The organism is Aeromonas sp. S15(2024), assembly GCF_041402265.1.
GTDB classification, from domain to species: domain Bacteria; phylum Pseudomonadota; class Gammaproteobacteria; order Enterobacterales; family Aeromonadaceae; genus Aeromonas; species Aeromonas dhakensis.
The window spans coordinates 64,906-84,897 of sequence record NZ_JBGLQY010000001.1 but is presented as its reverse complement, the minus strand read 5'-3'; the positions used below and the strand labels follow the sequence as shown (position 1 = coordinate 84,897).

22 protein-coding genes and 1 pseudogene are annotated in these 19,992 nt (G+C 62.1%); 8 read left to right on the top strand and 15 right to left on the bottom strand.

All coding sequences use genetic code 11. From position 1 onward, the window contains the following. Positions 1-2 precede the first annotated feature (2 nt). Genes ACB033_RS00415 through ACB033_RS00400 form a run of 4 tightly spaced genes read right to left on the bottom strand, consistent with a single transcriptional unit; the run spans position 3 to position 1,992 of the window. On the bottom strand, positions 3-251 hold the full coding sequence (locus tag ACB033_RS00415; RefSeq protein WP_005297934.1) for an acyl carrier protein: 249 nt from the start codon (positions 249-251) through the stop codon (positions 3-5). A 3-nt stretch (positions 252-254) separates the two neighbouring features. Next, complete coding sequence (locus ACB033_RS00410) at positions 255-521, bottom strand: phosphopantetheine-binding protein (RefSeq protein WP_005297932.1); 267 nt, start codon at positions 519-521, stop codon at positions 255-257. A gap of 17 nt (positions 522-538) precedes the next feature. Beyond that, positions 539-1,297, bottom strand: a complete 759-nt coding sequence (locus ACB033_RS00405) for a lysophospholipid acyltransferase family protein (protein WP_371140276.1) — start codon at positions 1,295-1,297, stop codon at positions 539-541. Next, positions 1,282-1,992, bottom strand: a complete 711-nt coding sequence (locus tag ACB033_RS00400) for a beta-ketoacyl synthase chain length factor (RefSeq protein ID WP_139723904.1) — start codon at positions 1,990-1,992, stop codon at positions 1,282-1,284. The genes ACB033_RS00405 and ACB033_RS00400 overlap by 16 nt, the downstream gene beginning before the upstream one ends. A gap of 247 nt (positions 1,993-2,239) precedes the next feature. Here ACB033_RS00400 and ACB033_RS00395 point away from each other — a divergent pair, with 247 nt between their 5' ends. The 3 genes from ACB033_RS00395 to ACB033_RS00385 are packed head-to-tail and all read left to right on the top strand — an operon-like array spanning position 2,240 to position 3,986. Continuing rightward, on the top strand, positions 2,240-2,632 hold the full coding sequence (locus tag ACB033_RS00395; protein ID WP_019839469.1) for a hypothetical protein: 393 nt from the start codon (positions 2,240-2,242) through the stop codon (positions 2,630-2,632). Positions 2,633-2,649: 17 nt separating this feature from the next. Further along, positions 2,650-3,726, top strand: a complete 1,077-nt coding sequence (locus tag ACB033_RS00390) for a methyltransferase (protein ID WP_017781472.1) — start codon at positions 2,650-2,652, stop codon at positions 3,724-3,726. Between the two features lie 44 nt (positions 3,727-3,770). After that, positions 3,771-3,986: a hypothetical protein gene (locus ACB033_RS00385; protein ID WP_139723906.1), complete on the top strand. Its 216-nt coding sequence runs from the start codon at positions 3,771-3,773 to the stop codon at positions 3,984-3,986. A gap of 47 nt (positions 3,987-4,033) precedes the next feature. Here ACB033_RS00385 and ACB033_RS00380 read toward each other — a convergent pair whose 3' ends face one another. Then, the gene (locus ACB033_RS00380; RefSeq protein ID WP_005297919.1) at positions 4,034-4,789 is read right to left on the bottom strand and encodes a DNA/RNA non-specific endonuclease; all 756 of its coding nucleotides are present in this window, start codon (positions 4,787-4,789) and stop codon (positions 4,034-4,036) included. 242 nt (positions 4,790-5,031) lie between these two features. Next, entirely contained in the window at positions 5,032-6,009 is a 978-nt protein-coding gene (locus tag ACB033_RS00375) for a cytochrome-c peroxidase (RefSeq protein WP_042007452.1), read from the bottom strand. Between the two features lie 450 nt (positions 6,010-6,459). Between ACB033_RS00375 and ACB033_RS00370 the strand changes: the two genes are divergently transcribed. After that, positions 6,460-7,185, top strand: a complete 726-nt coding sequence (locus tag ACB033_RS00370; protein ID WP_139723908.1) for a carbonic anhydrase — start codon at positions 6,460-6,462, stop codon at positions 7,183-7,185. Positions 7,186-7,259: 74 nt separating this feature from the next. Here the strand turns inward: ACB033_RS00370 and ACB033_RS00365 are convergent, their stop codons facing one another. Continuing rightward, positions 7,260-8,168: a pseudouridine-5'-phosphate glycosidase gene (locus ACB033_RS00365; RefSeq protein ID WP_005297912.1), complete on the bottom strand. Its 909-nt coding sequence runs from the start codon at positions 8,166-8,168 to the stop codon at positions 7,260-7,262. Continuing rightward, positions 8,162-9,253, bottom strand: a complete 1,092-nt coding sequence (locus ACB033_RS00360) for a PfkB family carbohydrate kinase (protein ID WP_024941444.1) — start codon at positions 9,251-9,253, stop codon at positions 8,162-8,164. The genes ACB033_RS00365 and ACB033_RS00360 overlap by 7 nt, the downstream gene beginning before the upstream one ends. A 197-nt stretch (positions 9,254-9,450) precedes the next feature. Here ACB033_RS00360 and ACB033_RS00355 point away from each other — a divergent pair, with 197 nt between their 5' ends. Further along, entirely contained in the window at positions 9,451-9,954 is a 504-nt protein-coding gene (locus tag ACB033_RS00355; protein ID WP_139723914.1) for an RNA methyltransferase, read from the top strand. 22 nt (positions 9,955-9,976) lie between these two features. Continuing rightward, a complete protein-coding gene (locus ACB033_RS00350; protein ID WP_017781467.1) occupies positions 9,977-10,084 on the top strand; it encodes an RNA methyltransferase in 108 nt (35 codons plus the stop codon). Between the two features lie 48 nt (positions 10,085-10,132). Here the strand turns inward: ACB033_RS00350 and ACB033_RS00345 are convergent, their stop codons facing one another. Then, positions 10,133-10,876: a hypothetical protein gene (locus ACB033_RS00345; protein WP_139723916.1), complete on the bottom strand. Its 744-nt coding sequence runs from the start codon at positions 10,874-10,876 to the stop codon at positions 10,133-10,135. A gap of 210 nt (positions 10,877-11,086) precedes the next feature. Between ACB033_RS00345 and ACB033_RS00340 the strand changes: the two genes are divergently transcribed. Then, positions 11,087-11,518, top strand: a complete 432-nt coding sequence (locus ACB033_RS00340; RefSeq protein ID WP_005297901.1) for a universal stress protein — start codon at positions 11,087-11,089, stop codon at positions 11,516-11,518. A 63-nt stretch (positions 11,519-11,581) separates the two neighbouring features. On the opposite strand, the gene ACB033_RS00335 is transcribed toward ACB033_RS00340, so the two are convergent. From ACB033_RS00335 to gpt, 6 genes and pseudogenes are all read right to left on the bottom strand, one after another. Beyond that, positions 11,582-12,217, bottom strand: a complete 636-nt coding sequence (locus ACB033_RS00335; protein ID WP_005297899.1) for a murein L,D-transpeptidase catalytic domain family protein — start codon at positions 12,215-12,217, stop codon at positions 11,582-11,584. Between the two features lie 154 nt (positions 12,218-12,371). After that, positions 12,372-13,637, bottom strand: a pseudogene (locus ACB033_RS00330) (glutamate-5-semialdehyde dehydrogenase); the annotation flags it as partial. Positions 13,638-13,718: 81 nt separating this feature from the next. Further along, entirely contained in the window at positions 13,719-14,822 is a 1,104-nt protein-coding gene (gene proB, locus ACB033_RS00325) for a glutamate 5-kinase (protein WP_005297894.1), read from the bottom strand. Between the two features lie 161 nt (positions 14,823-14,983). After that, the gene (gene crl / locus ACB033_RS00320; protein WP_005297893.1) at positions 14,984-15,376 is read right to left on the bottom strand and encodes a sigma factor-binding protein Crl; all 393 of its coding nucleotides are present in this window, start codon (positions 15,374-15,376) and stop codon (positions 14,984-14,986) included. Positions 15,377-15,437: 61 nt separating this feature from the next. Then, positions 15,438-16,706 carry an esterase FrsA gene (frsA, locus tag ACB033_RS00315; protein WP_017781041.1) on the bottom strand — a complete coding sequence of 423 codons (1,269 nt, stop codon included), beginning with the start codon at positions 16,704-16,706 and terminating at the stop codon, positions 15,438-15,440. 119 nt (positions 16,707-16,825) lie between these two features. Beyond that, positions 16,826-17,293, bottom strand: a complete 468-nt coding sequence (gene gpt, locus ACB033_RS00310) for a xanthine phosphoribosyltransferase (RefSeq protein ID WP_005297888.1) — start codon at positions 17,291-17,293, stop codon at positions 16,826-16,828. Between the two features lie 917 nt (positions 17,294-18,210). Between gpt and ACB033_RS00305 the strand changes: the two genes are divergently transcribed. Beyond that, positions 18,211-19,662 carry an aminoacyl-histidine dipeptidase gene (locus ACB033_RS00305; protein WP_024941440.1) on the top strand — a complete coding sequence of 484 codons (1,452 nt, stop codon included), beginning with the start codon at positions 18,211-18,213 and terminating at the stop codon, positions 19,660-19,662. Positions 19,663-19,992 lie beyond the last annotated feature (330 nt).

The window sequence follows — 19,992 nt, the reverse complement described above, 5'->3', positions numbered from 1 at the left end:
CATCAGGCGTCGGCCAGCAGACGCTCGACCGCATCCACCACGTCGTTGACGCTGCGCACCGATTTGAACTCCTCCGGCTTGATCTTCTTGCCGGTCAGCTTCTGCAGGTGCACCACCAGATCGATGGCGTCTATGCTGTCGAGCTCGAGATCCTGATAGAGGCGGGCCTCGGGGGTGACGGCCTCTTCGTCGACTTCGAACAGCTCCACGAGGGCGGCCTTGATCTGGGCAAAGATATCGTCGCGGGTCATGGCTCAGGCCTCCCCTTTCGACTGGGCCTGCACCAGGGCCACCAGGGCCGCAACGGAGGCAAAGTGGCGACGGGTGTTCTCATCCTCGGCGGAGAGGACGATGCCGTAGCGACCCTTGATGGCAAGGCCCAGCTCCAGCGCATCGATGGAGTCCAGCCCCAGGCCGTCCCCAAACAGCGGTGCCTGGCTGTCGATGTCGTCAGGGGTGAGCCCCTCGAGGTTGAGGCTGTCGATGATGAGTTGTTTTATCTCTAGATGCAGGTCTTGCATAACTGTTCCATATGCTGTCATTGGGGCCCGGGTTGCAGGGCCCGGGTGAGAAACCGGGTCAACTGGCGAGCGGCCAGCGCACTGCTCTGGCCGGTGGCGACCACCTCGTCCGCCGCCACTTGCTGCAGGAATTCTATGGTGAAAGTCGGCTTATTTTCCGGGATCTTGAACCATTTGTCCTGCTTGGTGAGAAATCGGGTGCTGCAGTGGATCCGCACCAGTTGCAGCGGCACCTGGCTGCGCACCGCCAACTGGGCCGCGCCGCGCTGCAGCTTGATGGGTTCGCCCGGGGTGGTGCGGGTCCCTTCCGGGAAGATCAGCAGCAGGCCGCCGGCCCGGATCCGCGCCATGCACAGGGCCAGCAGATCCTCCCCCGTTACGTTGGGCAGGTAGTCGGCCGCCCGCACCACGCCGCCGATGAAGGGGTTGCGCCAGAGTGACTGCTTGACGATGCAGTCGCACACCGGCATCTCGGCCGCCAGCATGACGTAGTCGAGCAGACTGGGGTGATTGGCCACCACCAGGGCGCCACGCAAATCGGCGGGCATGCCACTGACGCGATAGTCGAGCACCCCCCAGCCGCGCAGCATGGCGAGAAACAGCCGGAAACTGTGGCGGATGGTGAGCTGGGCCAGGGTGCGCCGCCGCTCACCGCGCAGGCAGAGCGCCAGCAAGGGGAACCAGAAGAGGGTGAGCAGCAGGCCGCCCACCCCGAACAGGGTGAAGCCAAGGGCCGTGCCGATCAACCGCCAGGCCCGATTCAGCAACGCTGCCATCTCCACGCCTGACGGTCATCGCAGAGGATCAGGGTCGGCTCGCCTAGCAGCAGGGCGCGCCACAAGGCGAGGCTCTGGGGCAGCGGGCGGGCAGCGTCAACTGCGGGGCTAACTCCCTCGCAGCACCACTGCTCACCGCCCTCCAGCACCAGTCCCAGCGCATGGGGCGGCGCCTCTTCCGCCAGCCAGGGGCGATGAAATTCGGGTACCGGCCCCTCGAAGGCCACCAGCAGCACCTTGCGGGCACCGGCCTTCAGGGCGCCGACCGCTTCGGTCAGGCCTGCCATCAGGCTGTTCTCCCCCGCGGCCAGCGAGCTCATGGGAATGGCGGCCTTGCCCTGGATGGAGCAGAGCCCGGCGGCGGTGTTGTGGACCGACATGGAGAAATCGGTGGGGGAGAGCGCCTGCCCGTCCGCCAGCGCCTGCAGCAGCGCCATGGAACGGGCCAGCTCGCCGTGGCGGCTGACGAAGATGGCACTGTCTACCTGGTGGCGGGCCAGCAGACTCAACCCCACCTGCACCGCCAGCCGGGCGCCCTGGCTCAGGCGGCGCGCCATCATCATGGGCAGCAAGGGAGTGACGGGAAACGGCGGGTCGACGGGCCAGCGTCCCTGCTGCGCCCACGCCTGCCAGGCGTCCTCATCGGCCAGACCGGGTGACAGGGCCTGACTATCCAGCAGCGAGAAAGAGAGCATGTTGCAGGCGACCTGTCCTTAAAACCGTGGTGGGAGCGAAGAGCATAAAAGGCACTCACCCGACGGGCAGTGCCTGCGCCATGGTATTGAATGGCGTCATCAGGTGAATACCGGGCGGATAATACCATTATTCATCAAAAATAATAGCCAGCCCGGATTATCCACCGCCTTGGTGATTGAAAATAAACAATTTGTGTTGTCTCATTGCCACGCTCAATTGATAAATATCCTTCTCAAGGAAAATATTATGAAACTCATTAATAAAATATCCCTGCTGCTGGCCTGTGCCCTGCTGGCCGCCTGCTCCACCAGCCAGCCCATCCGCAATATGGCGGCCAATCCGGTGCCATCCAACCTCACCGAGGAGCAGGTTGCCAACGCCATTATTACGGCGGGTATCAGCAAGAGCTGGGTAATGCGCCAGGAGCAGCCGGGACTGATTCGGGGCCAGGTCAATGTGCGTCAGCATCAGGCGGTGATCAATATTCCCTACAGCGCTCGCGATTATTCCATCAATTATGTGAGCAGCGTCAATCTGGACGACAAGGGCAAGGGCAGCATCCACCGCAGTTATAACCGCTGGGTACTGGGTCTGAACCAGGCCATTCAGCTGGAACTCGCCCGCGCGCAGAGCCGCTGATCCGGCAGGAGCCCCCCGTGAATCACTATCAGACAGACCCCTACAACGCGCTGGAAGCCATCAGTGAGGCCCAGAAAATCGCCTTCGGGCCCATGCTGTTTCAGGCCAGCTGGTGCCTGCGCGAAACCGGGGTGCTGGCCTATCTCGAGACCCGTGGCCAGCGGGGGGCACCACTGGCCGACATCGCCCAGGCGTGCGAGCTGAGTGAATACGGCACCGGCGTGCTGCTGGACATGGGGCTCGGCGGCGGGCTCTGCTACCTGGCCGAGGAGCATTATGTGCTGGGGCGGGTCGGCAAGTACCTGCTGAACGACACCATGAGCCGGGTCAATCTCGACTTCACCCAGCACGTCTGCTATCAGCCCCTCGCCCATCTGCTCGACGCCATCCGCAACGGCACGCCGGCCGGCCTGCAGGAGTTCGGCCCCTGGCAGACCCTCTATCCGCATCTGAGCGAGCTGCCCGAGCCTGCCCGCCGCAGCTGGTTCGCCTTCGATCACTTCTACTCCGACTGGGCCTTCCAGCAGGCCCAGGACAAGGTGTTCGGCTACGAGCCGCGCCATCTCTACGACCTGGGTGGCAACACCGGCAAGTGGGCCATCGCCTGCGCCAAACGGGATCCGGCGCTGCGAGTCACCATCCTGGATTTGCCCGAGCAGCTGGCACTGGCTCGCCGCAACATCGAGGAGGCGGGGCTGACGGAGCGGGTACAGGGTCACCCGGTAGATCTGCTGCAAGCGGGCACCCTGCCCGGCGAGGCGGACATCTGGTGGATGAGCCAGTTCCTCGACTGCTTCAGTCACGAGCAGATCGTCGCCATCCTGAACCGGATCCGGCTGGCCATGAAGCCGGACGCCCGGGTCTGCATCCTGGAGCTGTTCTGGGACCGCCAATCCTTCGAAGCCGCCAGTTTCAGTCTCAACGCCACCTCCCTCTACTTCACCTGTCTGGCCAACGGCAACAGCCGCTTCTACCACTCCAAGGAGCTGTACCAGTGCCTGCGCGAGGCCCACTTCCACGTGGAAGCCGAGCACGAGATCCCGGGCCCGGGCCACACCCTGCTGGTTGCCCGCCCGTTGCACACGAGGCCATAATGCCGCCATCGGCATAACGATGATGAAACGAGAAGGAGCACGGCATGAGGCGTGACTGCATGGCCCAGATGGCCCTCGGCCTGGTTCTGGGCAGCCTGCTCGGCGGCTGCGCCGACATCAAGGAGGCGGGCAGAACCGTGGGGCACACCACCCGTAACGTGACCCGCGAGATTGGCCACACCACCCGGGACGTGACCCGCGAGATAGGTCACGGCACCCGGGACACCGTCAAGAAGGTCGGTGATGAGCTGAGCAAATAGAAACAGGGGCCGACAGGCCCCTGTTTTCATCAGCGTCATGGGTGAACTCAGTTGCTCCACATGGCCATCAGCTGGGACTCCATGGCCTCTTCCTGCTCATCCGGCAGCTCGGCGAAGAAATCGAGCCCGGTCTGCTGCTCCACCTCATCCACCGTCACTATGTAATCCGCCAGCCGGCTGGCCGATACATTCTCCTGCGGCAGGATGAAGGCGATCGCCTCCTGGTTGGCCACATCCATCACCACCCGGTAGTAGGCGTGGGGCACGGTCACACCGTTGCCGATGGAGGCATCCGAGTTGGTAAAGATGGGGCCGGTGATCACATAGACATCCTGATAGGCGATGGCCCACTGCCGGGTCTTCTCCTCCAGGATGCGCCAGGCCCCCTGGTTGAGCGCCGGCAGCTGCGGGGTCATGTTGGTCAGCAGGAAGCTCTGCTTCATGGTGGTGGCGGTGGAGCGCATGTCCGCCGCGGGCGCCTGGTGGCCACGGTCATAACCGGAGCCCTTGTAGTCGGCCAAAGTGGCGCGGAACTGCACCGGCACCTCCTTGTCCTCGGCAAAGGCATCCTTGCGCGGCACCTGACCCTGGGCGCTGGCGGCCGTCATCCGATAAGAGACCCAGTCAGAGACCTTGGTGTCGTAGTTGTAACCGGCGGCATAGCCGTCCCGGCACAGCAGTTGACTGGATTGGCTGGGCACCCCGAGCTTGACGTGATCCTTGCATTGGAAGCCCGCCGCCAGGCTCGGGAAGGTGGTGAGAGTGAATCCGATAGCCAGAACTAATTTATTGATATTATTCATTATTATGCCACTCCTTGTGTTAGGCGGAGTGATTTGACACCAGGTCGGATGAGTAAGGCAATCGAACAAATTGTGAGCGTGTCGGAAATGTGAAGAGGGCTGCAAATCGATAAAATCGCCGTCGCCAGCTGGGGGATTGTCATCCCTTTGTCATTGTGTAGTGCAGTAACTTCGAGAGCCTTATCAGATAGATAGGAACAAAAAAGCGGAGCCGGCGGCTCCGCTGCAATCATCACGCCCGCTCAGCTCTTGACCTGAGGCCTGGGGGTATCTGGCTGGGAGGGCGGCAGGATCGGCAACACGATCTGCGGCTGCTCGCCGGTCAGGCTCTTGAGGTAGGCGGTCATGTCGTCCGCCTCCTGCTCGCTCAGGGTCTGGCCGAGCTGGATGTCCGCCATGACCTGCACCGCCTCCTTCAGATCCCACACGGAGCCGTCGTGGAAGTAGGGGTAGGTCAGCTCGATGTTGCGCAGGGTCGGCACCTTGAACCAGCCGATGAACTGCTTCTCGCCGGTCACTCCACCGCGTCCCTGGGCCGGGTTGTCGGTCTTGAACGGCTTGACCAGCCCCATCTTCTGGTAGGAGTTACCGCCGATGGCCACCCCGTTGTGGCAGGCGGTGCAGCCCTTCTCCTTGAACAGCTGATAGCCCTTCAGCTGCTGCGCAGTCAGCGCCTTGGCATCCCCCTTCAGCCAGCGATCAAACGGCGCGTTGGGAGTGACCAGGGTCTCCTCGAAGGCGGCGATGGCATCGGTCACCTCGTCGATGCCGAAGTCCGCCTTGCCGTACACGGCGCTGAAGCGGGCCCGGTACTCGGGCAGGGTGTGCAGGGTCTCCACCGCCAGCTTGTGGCTGAAGGCCATCTCCAGCGGGTTCTCGATGGGGCCTGCCGCCTGCGCCTGCAGATCCTTGGCGCGCCCATCCCAGAACTGCACGAAGTTGAGGCTGGAGTTGAGCACGGTGGGCGAGTTGATCGGCCCCTCCTTCCACTTGTGGCCGAGGGAACTGACCTGGTTGTCCACTCCGCCGGTCGCCAGGTTGTGGCAGGAGTTGCAGGAGATGGCGTTGGATTTCGAGAGCCGCGGCTCGAAAAACAGCATCTTGCCCAACTCGACTTTTTCCGGCGCGCTCACCTTGGCTGCTTCCACTGCCTGGATCGGCTCGTTCGCCCACCCCATCCCTGGCAGGCCCAGCGCCAGCAACAGATAATATTTATTCATTTTTTATCTCTCCCTTGTGGCTGTGCATAACAGCAGCCTCAGCCTGCCCGGGAAAGCCTATGCATAATTTGCTCAAGATCAAATGAGACCAACAAAAACCACATTAAAAACAATGAATTAATATATTGCGGACGGACTGATGGCGGGGACTTGCGCGGCAAAAAAGAGCTGAATTCTGATGAATAAATTATGAGCAAATTCATCCACAATGACAGCCAATTAATTAGATTGCTGTCATTGAATAAAGCGATTATTCAATATGCAGGCGTGACCGCCCCGTTATTTAGATTCATCTTGAATGCATCATAAATATCGCCGGCGTTCACCCAGCCAATAATAAAAATAGCGTCTGACCTTCTGTATCCCGCAATTCAGATGATGCCTTCCGTTATTTCCTCGTCAATGCAGGAAACGGATCGCCGTGCTTTTCAATCAAGATAAGGATGCATGATGAAAGAGTCCCTGTTGGCCGCCACCCTGTTGCTCTGCCCCGCCGCCTTTGCCGCTACAGTGCACTGGGAATACAGCGGCGAGGCCGGCCCGGCAAAATGGGCCAGCCTGACCCCGGAATATGGCCAGTGCGCGGGCAGCAACCAGTCGCCGGTCAATCTCTCGGGTCTGGTCAAGGCCGAGCTGGCCCCGCTGCAGTTTCACTACCTGGCGGGGGGCCGCAGCGTCACCAACAACGGCCACACGGTGCAGGTCGACTATGCCCCGGGCAGCACGCTGGAGCTCGACGGCATGCACTTCACCCTCAAGCAGTTCCACTTCCACGCTCCCAGCGAAAACCTCATCGAGGGCAAATCCTACCCCCTGGAGGGGCACCTGGTGCACGTCAATGATCAGGGGGAGCTGGCGGTGGTCGCGGTGATGTTCGAGCCGGGCAGCGCGAATTCGGCCCTCGGCCGGGCCTGGACGTCGTTGCCGGCCAAGGCAGGTGAGCAGCACCAGCTCAAGGAGGCGGTCTCGGCAGAGCAGTTGCTGCCCGCCAAACGGGACTACTACCGCTTCAGCGGCTCGCTGACCACCCCGCCCTGCTCGGAAGGGGTGCGCTGGCTGGTGATGAAACAGCCGGTGCAGATAAGTCAGGCCCAGATCGATGCCTTCAAGGCGGTGATGCACCACCCCAACAACAGACCCGTGCAGCCGCTGCACGGTCGGCTGGTACTGCAATAACGCCCCCGGCAACTCACAGAGCCAAAATGAAAAAAGAGGGCCAAGAGGCCCTCTTTTTCGTTTGCAGCAACTGATTACAGACTGGCGGCGATGCGCGCCCCCAGCGCGGCGTTGTTCAGCACCAGCTGGATGTTGGCGGCCAGCGAGTTGCCGCCGGTCAGCTCGCACACCCGGGCCAGCAGAAAGGGGGTGGACGCCTTGCCCTTGACCCCTTGCTCATCCGCCTCTCGCAGTGCCTGGGCGATGGCTGCGTCGATGTCGGCCTTGGGCATGGCAAACTGGGCCGGGATGGGGTTCGCCACCACGGCGCCGCCGGCCAGCCCCAGCTCCCACTTCAGGCGCAGCGCCTCGGCGATGGCCGCCGGGCTCTCGAGGCGGTAATCCACCTTGAAGCCGCTCTCACGGGTGTAGAAGGCGGGCAGCTCCTCGGTCTGGTAGCCGATCACCGGCACCCCCTGAGTCTCCAGGTACTCCAGGGTCAGGCCGATGTCGAGGATCGACTTGGCGCCGGCGCAGACCACGGCCACCGGGGTCTGGGCAAATTCCTGCAGGTCGGCGGAGATGTCAAAGGTCTCCTGGGCGCCGCGATGCACGCCGCCGATACCGCCGGTGGCAAACACCCGGATCCCGGCCATGGCGGCAATGATCATGGTGGAGGCAACCGTGGTCGCCCCCAGCCCCTTGTTGGCCAGCACGAAGGGGATGTCGCGGCGGCTGCACTTGGTGGCGGCGTGGCCGGCCCGACCCAGCGCCTCCAGCGCCCCCTCATCCAGACCCACCTTGAGGCGGCCATCGATGATGGCGATGGTGGCCGGCACGGCGCCGTTGTCCCGCACCACCTGCTCCACCTGGCGCGCCGTCTCCACGTTCTGTGGATAGGGCATGCCGTGGGAGATGATGGTGGACTCCAAGGCCACCACAGGCTTGCCGGCGGCCAGGGCTTCGGCGACGACCGGTTGGATATCGAGGTAAGCGTTCAACATGGGTACTCCTCCAGCATGCGTTCAACGGCGGCCTTGGATAGGCCGGAAAAGACGGTATCGGGACAATTGACGGTAAGGGCGGCGCAGCCGAGGGCGAAACGGGTGGTCTCGACGATGTCCTGCTCCTGCAACCAGGCGTGGGCCAGCCCTGCCATGAAGGCATCGCCGCCGCCGGTCACGTTGACGACCGGGCTGCCGAGCACGGACAGATGGCCCTGGCACTCCCCGTCGCTATAAAAGATCCCCTGATCGCCGAGGCTCAGGAACAGCCGCTGCACCCCGGCGCGGTGGAACCAGGCCGCCGCCATGGGCCAGGTGTCGGGCCCGGCGATGCGCAAGCCGCACAGCTGCTCCGCCTCGCTGCGATTCGGTTTGAGGGTGTGGATGCGGTGCAGCCAGGGGCGGATCTTCTCCACCTTGGCCACCGAGACGGTGTCCACGAAGATGGTGTGCTCCCCCTGACGCTCGAACAACCAGTCGAGGGTGTGGGTGGCGAGGTTGGTGTCGAGCAGCCAGAGCCGGGCAGCCCCGAGAAAGCCGCTCAGGGGGGCGAGCCGGGCCGGTGTGAGCTGGTCGATGATCCCCATGTCGTTGACGGCGCAGCTCATTTCGCCGCTGCCATCGTGCAGGCTGAGGTAACAGGAAGTGGCCTGGCCGTCCAGCACCAGCACCTGGCGCACGTCGACGCCGGCGCGCTGGCTCACCTCCAGCAGGTGGTGGCCGTACTGATCGTTGCCCACCGCGGTCAGCAGCCGGGTGTCGGTGCCAAGGCGCGCCAGGTTTTCGGCAATGTTGCGCCCCACCCCGCCGGCGGAGGTGCGCACCCGGCCCGGGTTGGAGTCGCCAATGCGCAGGTTGTCGTGGCTGCAGCCGCAGATATCCATGTTGGCACCGCCGATCACCACGGCGTAGGGCCCTTCCCGCAGCACATAGCCGCGCCCCTGCACATAGCCCTGACGCATCAGGCTGGAGATGTGGCTCGCCAGCGCCGAGCGGCTGATCCCGAGCCTGTCCGCCAGCTCCTGCTGGGCAATCATGGGATCCTGGCGCAGCAGGGCGAGGATCTCTTGCTCACGTTCCGTCATAGACAAACATCCAGTTACAAACGTTTGTCCATTATTGTCGAGAAACGTTTTCCTGCTATCGCCGCGTATGAAAATTGTCGGTTTGCGCACAAAAATTCGGCGAATGGCAGCAAGCGACGCTCGGCCATCATGCGTCACTTTTCCTGCGCCTGACGGCGAGTGCGGCTTATAATGCGGCCGCCACAGAGGAGAGCGAGATGAGAGAGTCAGATCACGAATGCCTGCCACCACAGGGGGATGAGTCCGCGCCGCACGGCGATGCAGGTTATTGCTGCATCGGGCTGGTCAACCCCAAGTCACCGGAGAACGTGGGGGCCGTGATGCGGGCCGCCGGCTGCTACGGGGCGGACGAGGTCTACTACACGGGGACCCGCTTCGAACTGGCGCGCCGTTTCGTCACCGACACCAAGCAGATGGTGGAGCAGATCCCCCTGCTCGGGGTCGACGATCTGATGGCCATGGTGCCGGCCGGCTGCACACCGGTGCTGGTGGATCTGATCGAGGGGGCGACCTCGCTGCCGGACTACGTCCACCCCGAGCGCGCCTTCTACATCTTCGGCCCCGAAGACGGCACCCTGGAGCCGGCCCGCTTCAAGGCGGTGAAAGAGGTGATCTACGTACCGACCCGGGGATGCATGAATCTGGCGGCCTCGGTCAACGTGATCCTCTACGACCGGCTGGCCAAGCAGTTGAGGCGCTGATGATAAAGACGAGCAACAGGAGGTGATCTGCGTGGCCATACCCAAGGGCTGCATCAATCTAGCCGCCTCGGTCAATGTGATCCTCTACGATCGACTAGCCAAGCAGCTGCGCGGTAACTCGGCAAGCTGACAGAAAAGTTCCTGAACAGGTAACCAGCCCTCCCCGACGCAGGGCGTTTTAGTTGCCAGGCTTTAGCCGCCGCTCCTGCTCTTCGATAAAACCGCGGTAGTAGTCGTGCAACCGATAGCGTCGGTAGATTTCGACCAGGGTGCCGTGCCGGACCAGGTTGACCATACCCTGATCCCAGAGCTGCTGCAGGGTGCGCCCCTTCTCGGTGTCGGCAAAGATGGGGTAGGTCGGGATCCAGCGCAGGAAGGTGCGATGCATGTTGGCAGGAATGGAGTCCTCCGAGTAGAGCACCCCGGCAGTCAGATAGTAACGGTAGCGCTCCTTGGCCAGCAGTTGCAGCGCCATGTCGTGGCTGTCTATCTCGTGCCAGCGCATGGAAACCGGGATGTACTTGTCAAAGGCCCAGCCTCGCAGCCACACCACCCCCTGCCCCTTGAGGCTCGACTCGCCCAGCCACTGGGGCTGCCACTTCTTGAGCATCAGCACCGTCAGGTCATCGGCCGAGGCGGGATAACGGGGTTGCAGCACGCCGCTCACCTCATCCCGGTAGACTCCCATCGCCATGTCGCCCCCCTGCTGGGCGATCACCGCCAGCGCCCGCTTGTAGGGCACGATGCGGGGGATGACCTCGTAGCCATTGGGCTGGTAGATGGCGCGCACTATGTCCAGATAGATGCCACGCCCATCCGGCTGGCAAAAACCCGGCCAGTCATCGCAATAGACATTGAGGGGATCGGCCCGACCGGGCCAGCAGAGCAGCAGCAATACCCATGAAAGCAGCAAACGAACCATGTCTTGACTATTTCTCCGGAGGCGAACGCTGTCACCCATCGAGCCGGCCTATCTGGCAAGGGTGCACAGGCCATATCCCATGATATGAAGATCCGTCGGCAAAGCACCACTTTTTACCGGTTTTGCGAGCGAGTCGAGGGTTATTACCGACCGAATGGGTATTATTGACAATGAGATTCATTAGTAACCCAACCATAGGGGAGCCTTCATATGCCATCCATCAAAACCCTGCTCTGCCCGGTCGATTTTTCCCAGATGTCGCAAGCCGTGCTCGACTATGCCGTATTCATGGCCCAGAGCCATCAGGCCGAACTCAAACTGGTTCACGTGGTGGACCAGCTGCACGGCTTCGACAGTTACAAGATCCTGCACATGACCGCCATCGAGATCACCCACGAGATGGAGCGTCAGGCCAAGAGCCAGATGAAGGAGCTGATCGCCAGCCTGCCCATTCCGGCCACCTTCGAGGTACGCTTCGGCCGCGCCGCCGACGAGATCGTCGTGCAGGCCAAAGAAGAGAAGGCCGATCTGGTGGTGATGGGCAGCCACGGCCGCTCCGGCATCAGCCACCTGCTGGTGGGCAGCGTCGCCGAATCCGTGGTCCGTCACGCCCCCTGCCCCGTGCTGGTGGTGCGCAAGTAATCCATCACCCGAAACAAAAAGGCCAGCATATGCTGGCCTTCTTTTTTGGCTTTAAGGCAAGCCTCAGCCGTGGGCGTAGATGACGCTGCCCCCCTTGATGATGTCGATGATGGCCCTGGACTGCTCCTTGGGCAGCGCCGGGCAACCCCAGCTGCGTCCCAGCTTGTCATATTTGAGCAGATGACGGGGGCTTGCATAGTCGGCGCCGTGCACGACGATGGCCCGTTTGCGGGCATTGCTGTTCTGGCCCGGGCTCAGGCCGTCGAGGCGCAGCGAATAGCCGTGCTTGCCCTGATAGGTTTCGGCGGTGCGATAGACCCCGAGCGAACTCTTCATGGAGTTGAACTGGTTGGAAAACTGGCGAGCGTCCCGCTCACCCGAATTGCGGCCATGGCTGACCCAGGTGTGATAGAGCAGCTTGTGGCGTTTCACGTCGATGACGAACAAGCGGCGCTGGGTTGAGGGTTTGCTGTAGTCGATGATGGTGAGAATGGGTTTGCGCTTGTGGCGCACGCTCTGATAACTGTTGAGGGCCTTGCGAAACACCTGTTTGTCGAGCTTGCCGGCCAGCCCCAACTGGCGATAGAGATCCTGATCCCAGCTGGCGTGGCTGCTGCTGCTAAAACAGAGCGCCCCCAGCAACAGTGGCACGCTCAGCCACAGCGCTCCCCAGCGCTTTATCCAATCTGTCTGCTTCATCCTTGAATCTGCTCCCGTTTTTGTTGCTAGCAAAGTGTGCAAAATATCGCCACACCCTGCTGGATAGTTATATGCAAGCCCCTGATAGCCCGCAAGAAAAAAGCAAAAAAATGCCGACCAGGGTCGGCATCTTCACACAGGGTAAAACGGGGGCTCAGGCGCGGCTCAGATAATCCGCCAATCCCACCCATTTGTAGCTGGTGAGCTCGGTCAGCCCCATGGGGCCACGAGCGTGCAGCATCTGGGTCGATACCGCCACCTCGGCGCCGAGACCAAACTGGCCGCCATCGGTGAAACGGGTGGAGGCGTTGACGTAGACAGCCGCCGAACCGGCGCCGTTGACGAAACGCTCGGCATTGGCCAGATCGTTGGTGAGGATGGCATCGGAGTGACCGGCATTGTGCTCGCGCATATGGGCCAGCGCCTCGTTCACATCCGCCACCAGCTTGATCCCCAGGGTCAGCGAGAGCCACTCGGTATCGAAGTCTTCCGGGCCGGCGGCACGCAGGCTGTCGGCGCCCGCCAGCATCGGCATGGCCTCCGGCGTGGCCACCAGGGCCACCTTGCGCTCGTTCATTAAGCCAACCAGTTGCGGCAACAGGGTCGGCGCCACCTTCTCGTGCACCAGCAGGGTGTCGAGGGCGTTGCAGGCGGAGGGGCGCTGCACCTTGGCGTTGTCGATGAGGGGCAAGGCCCGGGCCAGATCGGCGCTCTCGTCCACGAAGATGTGGCTGATGCCGAATCCGCCGATGATGACCGGAATGGAACTGTTCTCCTTGCACATCTTGTGCAGACCCGCGCCACCGCGGGGGATGATCATGTCCACGTAGCGGTCGAGGCGCAGCAGCTCGCCCACCAGGGCCCGGTCCGGGTTGTCGATATATTGCACCGCCGCCTCGGGCAGGCCGGAGGCCGCCAGCGCGCGCTGGATCACCCGCACCAGCTCCAGGTTGGAGTGGAAGGTCTCGCGGCCGCCGCGCAGTATGCTGGCGTTGCCGGTCTTGAGGCAGAGGCTGGCGATGTCGATGGTAACGTTGGGGCGCGCCTCGTAGATGACGCCGATGACCCCGATGGGCACCCGGCGGCGGGAGAGACGCAGGCCGTTCTCCAGCACCCGGCTGTCGATTTCGGCCCCGACCGGATCATCCAGGGTGATCACCTTGCGCACGTCCGCCACAATACCGGCTAGTCGGGCCGGGTTGAGCAGCAGCCGATCCAGCATGGCCTCGGAGAGGCCAGCCTCGCGCCCGGCGGCGATGTCTTTCTCGTTGGCGGCCAGGATCTGGTGGCTGCGCGCCTCCAGCTCGTCGGCGATGGCGGCCAGCGCCCGGTTCTTCTGCGCCGTGCTGACGGTGGCCAGCTGATAGGCGGCTTCACGGGCTGCCTGCCCCATTTTCTCCAGACTCATCTCTCTTCCCTTTGGTTCTTGCGGGGCCGCCTGATTGGCGGCGCCTCTCTTATCCTGGTGTGCCGCTGCCCATGCTCTGCAGCGGCTGACGCCTCACAGCAGCACCATGTCGTCGCGGTGGATCGCAACGGCGCCGTAGCCGTAGCCCAGCACCTGTTCGATGTTGTCCGAATGGACGCCGCGCAGTTTATCCAGCTCCAGATGATTGTAACGGCAGATGCCGCGCGCCAGCTCGGCCCCCTTGGGATCGAGAATTCGCACCACGTCGCCGCGCACGAAATCCCCCTTCACCGCCACTATGCCCTTGGGCAGCAGGCTGGAGCCCTTCTCCTGCATGGCGGCGACAGCCCCCTGGTCCACCTGCACCTCGCCGTGAGGGGGCGGCCCTGCCAGGATCCAGCTCTTGCGTCCTTCCAGCGGAGAGGCCAGCGCCGGGAACAGGGTGCCGATGCGCTCGCCCCTGGCAAGACGCCCCACCACCTCCGGCATCTGGCCGGTGGCGATCACCACGTTGACCCCCGCGCGGCGCGCCACGTCGGCCGCCTGCAGCTTGGTGGCCATGCCACCGGTGCCGAGCCCGCTGACGCTGTCACCCGCCAGCTTGCGCAGGGTGTCGTCGATGGTCTGTACCTCTTCGATGAGCTGGGCATCCGGATTGGTGCGCGGATCGGCGGTAAAGAGCCCCTTCTGGTCGGTGAGCAGGATCAGCAGGTCCGCATCGGCTAGGATGGCGGCGCGAGCGGAGAGGTTGTCGTTGTCCCCCACCTTGATCTCGGCGGTGGCCACAGCGTCGTTCTCGTTGATGACCGGGATGATGCGGTGATCGAGCAGGGTGCGCAGGGTGTCGCGGGCATTGAGGTAGCGCTCCCTGTCCTCCAGGTCGGCACGGGTCAGCAGCATCTGGCCGATGTGCAGCCCATAGAGGTTGAACAGATCCTGCCAGACCCGGATCAGCTGGGTCTGGCCCACCGCCGCCAGCATCTGTTTGTTGGGCAGGGTTGGCGCCAACGGAGGGTGGCCCAGATGCTCACGGCCGGCGGCGATGGCCCCCGAGGTGACCATCACGACCCTGTGGCCGTGACGGTGCAAGGCTGCACACTGTCTGACCAGCTCGACCATGTGGGCACGATTGAGCTGGGAAGATCCCCCGGTGAGCACGCTGGTGCCCAGTTTGACGACTATGGTTCTGTTTTCCATGGGAGCAAAAAGGCTGAAATGTAAGGAATCCCTTTATACCCACGGCCCTGTTGCCCTGCAAGGCAATTAACGCCACGCGGCAGGCGGGAAATCGGGATGGCCGGCAGCGCGGCAAAGAAATGCCCCGCCAGCCGATGGGTGGCTGGCGGGGCGGCGGGTCATCAGGCGGCGGTGACGGTCAGCTCGTTGGTGACCTGCTCGGCGGGAGCGAGCTGGCAACCAAGCTGGTGCAGCTTGTCGCTGATGAGCTTGTAGAAGTGGTTGAGGGTGCGTTCGACTTCCACCTGATGCTTCTTGGGCAACGGCTTGTCGAGCCACTCCCCGTCTGCATTGTAGAAGCCGACCTGATAGTGGTAGCTGAAGCTGTGATCGTCTTGCTCCAGCACCAGCCACCAGCCCCAGAACTCCCGTTTGTCCGGTGCCGGCTTGGCACTGACACAGACGGAAAGGCAGTCGAAACGGTAACGCCCCTCTTCACACAGGTCCTCACGTAAATAGGGGCCAATCGCGGCAAACTGCCTCAGCAGTCGCTTGTAGGTCACTCTTTCTGACATGTTAACCTCCCTGTTGAACAAGCCACGTCACCCTGGGATGACGATAAATTTTAGCGCTATATCATGTACATAAGTGCTTCTTGAGCCAGTCGACCATCTCTTTCAACGCCTCGTCGTACACCTCCAGCAAGGGTTGTTTGTCGAACACCACCGCCTTGCCGTTGCGGCTGGCGGAGGCCAATGCCCGTACATCCTGCTCGGGACAAATGAAATCTCGCTTGTGTCCAATACTCAATATCGGCACAGATGTGCGAGTCCCCAGCAATCCTTGCGTCTTGAGTGAAAATACCTGGCACTTGGTGCGCAGCGACTCCCACTCGGCCGCATCGGCGCCGAGGCGGTTGGCCAGCCCGTCCCGCATCATGCGCGGGCAGCGGGCGAACATCTCATGATTGGTAAACACCTGGTTGACGCCGGCACCGATGCAGACCACGGTCCGCAGCTTGAACGGTTCGATGAAGGCGAGGCGCGCTGCCACATTGCCCGCCAGACGGAATCCCACCATGGCGATGCGCTGGTGATCGACCCAGGCCACCTCGGACAGATGGTTCAAGACCGCCTGATGGAGCCGGCTGGTGTCCTGCACCAGCGGCCAGTGCTCGGCATAACCGATGCCCGGCATGTCCAGCGACAGCATGCCGATGCCGTTGGGCTCCAGACACTTGAGATAGAGGTTGAGGAAGTCGACCTGCAGCGAGTCGATGCCGCCGCTGACGATGACCAGGGGTACCGGCTTGTCGGTGGTCGGCAAATGCAGGTAGCCTTGAATGTGCTTGCCGCGAAATGGTACCTGGATTTCCTTGAGCGGCACCTTGAACAGGCGTCCCGCCTCGCGGTAGGCCATGTTGCCGAGCAACTGGGCCTGATCCGCCAGCTCGTCATTCTTCAGATGGGGATAACTGGCAATGGAGTAGTAACGTACCGCCTTGAGCAGGCTTTTCAGGGCTGCGCCCCGCTCGCCCTGCGCCACCAGCTCGCGACCCCGGTTGAAGTAGCGGCCGGCCAGCTGGCTCCACTCATAGACCCAGTTGCCGGGCACATAGCCCTTGATGGTGTCGAGGAAACGCTCGTGGGTACGCTCGCCCTCGCCCATGGCGATGCGGGCCAGAGTCTGCTCCACCTCGACCGGATCCGCCCCCTGCCAGGCCCAGGTCGGCCGGCGCAGCAGACGATACCAGCGCGTTGACATGGAACCGTCGATGAAGCTCTCGTCCACATTGTGATCCTGCTCCTCCACCGGGCTGGAGTTGGAGACTTCGGAGGTCTCCAGCACCTTCTTGACCCGGGTAAAGAGCTGCTCGGTCAGGTTGAGGTCGTCGTTCAAGTCCAAAGCTGTTACTCATTTCTGTCATGCAATGGCTCCATCTTAACCACTTTTGCCGCCGGGCAGCCAGTTGCACCACAAAAAAACAGGGCCCATACAGGGGCCCTTTGCAGCAGCTTTGCGGCTTACTCTTCGTCGCAGATGGGGGTGGCGAACTCCAGCGCCATGTCCCACGGCTGTTCGATCCAGGTGTCCTGCGGGATGGCCACTTCGAAATCATCCAGCAGCGGCTCGCCCATGGGCTTGGCGAAGATGGCGATGAATTTGGCCTTGGGGTAGAGCTCGCGGATCACCTTGGCAGTGGTGCCCGTGTCCACCAGATCTTCCACCACCAGCCAGCCTTCGCCGTCACCCGCGGTGCTGGCGGCCTTCACCACCACCAGATCGCGCTGGTTGTTGTGGTCGTAGCTGGAGATGCAGAGGGTTTCGACGTTGCGGATGCCAAGTTCACGGGCCATCAGCGCCGCCGGAACCAGGCCACCACGGCTGACCGCGATGATCCCTTTCCACTGGCTGACAGGCAGTTGACGACGGGCCAGACGGCGCGCTTCACGTTGCAGGTTGTCCCACGACACGTAGAATTTTTTTGGCATGCTATCGTTCTCAAATGGTTATACAAAACAATTACTTAAAATCACATGCCGACTCCGTAGTGAATCGGCAGCAGATAATGTCGGCCGCCTGTCTACCAAATTCAGCTTGCACCGCGGCCGCCTCGGGAGAAGACCCTCGGCAGCGAAAACAGATGCAATGGAAGCAGGATGGGCAGAGCTGGCGGTCATGTCACAGAGGGGGCAGGACCGCAGACAGGCTGTTGGGCGGGCATGATACCATCGTTTGCGGATAAATTGACTGGCAAACGTATGCGAAATACAGGAAAAAAATCGAAGCAAGTCCGGCTGACTCCCTCTTTGCCCTCTCCCCGGCGGGGTTTGCCGAGCAACAGATAAAAAAATAGCAGGGGGAGGATGGAGTCCTCACTCGCCTGCTGTTTTCGATCTGCCTGTCAGCCCGGCCGGCACCTGCCTTAACGGCGGTTGGCGTAGGGGTTCGGGTAGCTGAAGCCCTGGGTATAAAGAGACTGGGCGAACCAATAGGTTGAATTGCTGCCTGACATAATAAACTCCTGATTGCTTAACAAGTTACGTACCTTTATGCGGGTTCAGATCCTTGAACGGACACTCGGTTCCATGGAGGCGCACTTGCTTTGCTTCGGTTCCCTGGAGGCATTCATCGTCATCCTGACGGGTGGCGAACCACGGTCGTTAATTTACCAGTCGGCGCCATAAACTCAATATTTTTGTGATGTGAATCACAAAAAATCTTTTGTGCTGGCTCATTTTGCCCCCATCGGAGCAGTTCGCTGCCAATCCCCCACTTGCCAGCACAAGCTGCCCGCAATTTGCGCTGATCGCTCACATTTTTGTGTGATTGACTGTATTATCGTTATCCTCTTCCTCGCCCCGCTGCCGGGGCTCTGTCATTTTCCGTGCTGGTAAGGAGTCCCGACGTGGCACAGCTTAGCTCTCTCTCTCCCAAACTGATTTGGCACTTCTTCGAACAGATCTGCTCCATCCCCCACCCCTCCAAGCACGAAGCCCAGCTGAGCGCCTGGATCATGCAGTGGGCCGAAGGGGAAGGGCTGGCGGTCAAGCAAGATGCCGTAGGCAACATCATCATCAAGAAACCGGCCACGCCGGGGATGGAAAACCGCAAGGCGGTGGTGCTGCAGGCCCACATCGACATGGTGCCCCAGGCCAACGCCGACACCCAGCACGACTTCACCAAGGATCCCATCGATGCCTACATCGACGGTGAATGGGTCACCGCCCGCGGCACTACCCTGGGTGCCGACAACGGCATGGGCATGGCTGGCTGCCTGGCCGTGCTGGCCGACAAGAGCATCAAGCACGGTCCGCTGGAAGTGCTGCTGACCACCGACGAAGAGACCGGCATGACCGGCGCCTTCGGTCTGGAAGCGGGCTGGCTGGAAGGCGAGATCCTGCTCAACACCGACTCCGAAGAGGATGGCGAGGTCTACATGGGCTGCGCCGGCGGGGTGGATGCCAATATTCGCTTCCCGCTGGAGCAGGTTGCCGCCACTGAAGGTGAAGGTTTCGAGCTGCAGGTAAAAGGGCTGCGTGGCGGTCACTCCGGGGTCGACATCCATCGCGGCCGCGGCAACGCCAACAAGCTGCTGGTGCGTCTGCTCAAGGCCGCCGAGCCGCTGGGCCTGCGTCTGGCCGAGATCCACGGTGGCACCCTGCGCAACGCCATCCCGCGCGAGGCCCGTGCCAAGCTGCTGGTGCCCGCCGCCAGCGTCAACGAATTCAAGGCCCTGGTTGACCGTTATACCGGCATCTACCAGAGCGAGCTGGCTGCCACAGAAGCCAACCTGACCGTGCTGCTCACCGCCCAGGAGAAACCGGCCCAGTTGATGAGCGAGTCCCTGCAGGCCCGCCTGCTGGACTCCCTGATGGCCTGCCCGAACGGGGTGATCCGCATGAGCGATGCCATCCCGGGCGTGACCGAGACCTCCACCAACCTGGGTGTCATCAAGACTCAGGATGGCGAAGTGTACGTACAGTGCCTGATCCGCTCTCTGATCGACTCCGGTCGCGAGAGCGTCGAGCAGATGACCCGCTCCCTGTTCAATCTGGCTGGCGCCAGCTGCGAGTTTACCGGCGCCTACCCGGGCTGGGCACCGAACGTGGACTCCCCGGTAATGGCCTTGGTACGGAGCAGCTACCAGACCCTGTTCGGCGAGATGCCGAACGTCATGGTGATCCACGCCGGCCTCGAGTGCGGTCTGTTCAAGAGCGCCTACCCGGAGTGGGACATGGTCTCCTTCGGCCCGACCATCCGCGGCGCCCATGCGCCAGGCGAGAAGGTGCACATCCCGGCGGTCGAGCGCTTCTGGCAGCTGCTGGTCCACGTGCTGGAACAGATCCCGGCCAAATAAGCCCGCAGACCAGGGCCAACCGGCCACACCACATACCCCGCCAGGTGCGGGGTATTTTTTTGCCTGCCCCCGCCAACCCCTGGCATGTTTCCCCTCGAAACCGCCAGACAGCTCTGCTGCTCTGACATACCCCACCTCCCACTCACCCAGGCCTGTCAGCCTGGCTATCAGCACCGCAACCTAAGTGCCCGCTGAAACCGTCTCCATAAGCAGCGCTGGATTTGAAAACCCTTTCCATGATTTATGTAAATTTACAACACAAAAAGTTGATCCAGCTCACAGAAGGCCATAGGATCAAAGCGTGACCCAGGTCACAGATAACAAGTCAAC

Bases quoted from the DNA above. Each gene is read 5' to 3' on its own strand.
- ACB033_RS00415 (WP_005297934.1), bottom strand. From the start codon at position 251: ATGACCCGCGACGATATCTTTGCCCAGATCAAGGCCGCCCTCGTGGAG.
- ACB033_RS00410 (WP_005297932.1), bottom strand. From the start codon at position 521: ATGCAAGACCTGCATCTAGAGATAAAACAACTCATCATCGACAGCCTC.
- ACB033_RS00405 (WP_371140276.1), bottom strand. From the start codon at position 1,297: ATGGCAGCGTTGCTGAATCGGGCCTGGCGGTTGATCGGCACGGCCCTT.
- ACB033_RS00400 (WP_139723904.1), bottom strand. From the start codon at position 1,992: ATGCTCTCTTTCTCGCTGCTGGATAGTCAGGCCCTGTCACCCGGTCTG.
- ACB033_RS00395 (WP_019839469.1), top strand. From the start codon at position 2,240: ATGAAACTCATTAATAAAATATCCCTGCTGCTGGCCTGTGCCCTGCTG.
- ACB033_RS00385 (WP_139723906.1), top strand. From the start codon at position 3,771: ATGAGGCGTGACTGCATGGCCCAGATGGCCCTCGGCCTGGTTCTGGGC.
- ACB033_RS00380 (WP_005297919.1), bottom strand. From the start codon at position 4,789: ATGAATAATATCAATAAATTAGTTCTGGCTATCGGATTCACTCTCACC.
- ACB033_RS00375 (WP_042007452.1), bottom strand. From the start codon at position 6,009: ATGAATAAATATTATCTGTTGCTGGCGCTGGGCCTGCCAGGGATGGGG.
- ACB033_RS00370 (WP_139723908.1), top strand. From the start codon at position 6,460: ATGAAAGAGTCCCTGTTGGCCGCCACCCTGTTGCTCTGCCCCGCCGCC.
- ACB033_RS00365 (WP_005297912.1), bottom strand. From the start codon at position 8,168: ATGTTGAACGCTTACCTCGATATCCAACCGGTCGTCGCCGAAGCCCTG.
- ACB033_RS00360 (WP_024941444.1), bottom strand. From the start codon at position 9,253: ATGACGGAACGTGAGCAAGAGATCCTCGCCCTGCTGCGCCAGGATCCC.
- ACB033_RS00355 (WP_139723914.1), top strand. From the start codon at position 9,451: ATGAGAGAGTCAGATCACGAATGCCTGCCACCACAGGGGGATGAGTCC.
- ACB033_RS00345 (WP_139723916.1), bottom strand. From the start codon at position 10,876: ATGGTTCGTTTGCTGCTTTCATGGGTATTGCTGCTGCTCTGCTGGCCC.
- ACB033_RS00340 (WP_005297901.1), top strand. From the start codon at position 11,087: ATGCCATCCATCAAAACCCTGCTCTGCCCGGTCGATTTTTCCCAGATG.
- ACB033_RS00335 (WP_005297899.1), bottom strand. From the start codon at position 12,217: ATGAAGCAGACAGATTGGATAAAGCGCTGGGGAGCGCTGTGGCTGAGC.
- proB (WP_005297894.1), bottom strand. From the start codon at position 14,822: ATGGAAAACAGAACCATAGTCGTCAAACTGGGCACCAGCGTGCTCACC.
- crl (WP_005297893.1), bottom strand. From the start codon at position 15,376: ATGTCAGAAAGAGTGACCTACAAGCGACTGCTGAGGCAGTTTGCCGCG.
- gpt (WP_005297888.1), bottom strand. From the start codon at position 17,293: ATGCCAAAAAAATTCTACGTGTCGTGGGACAACCTGCAACGTGAAGCG.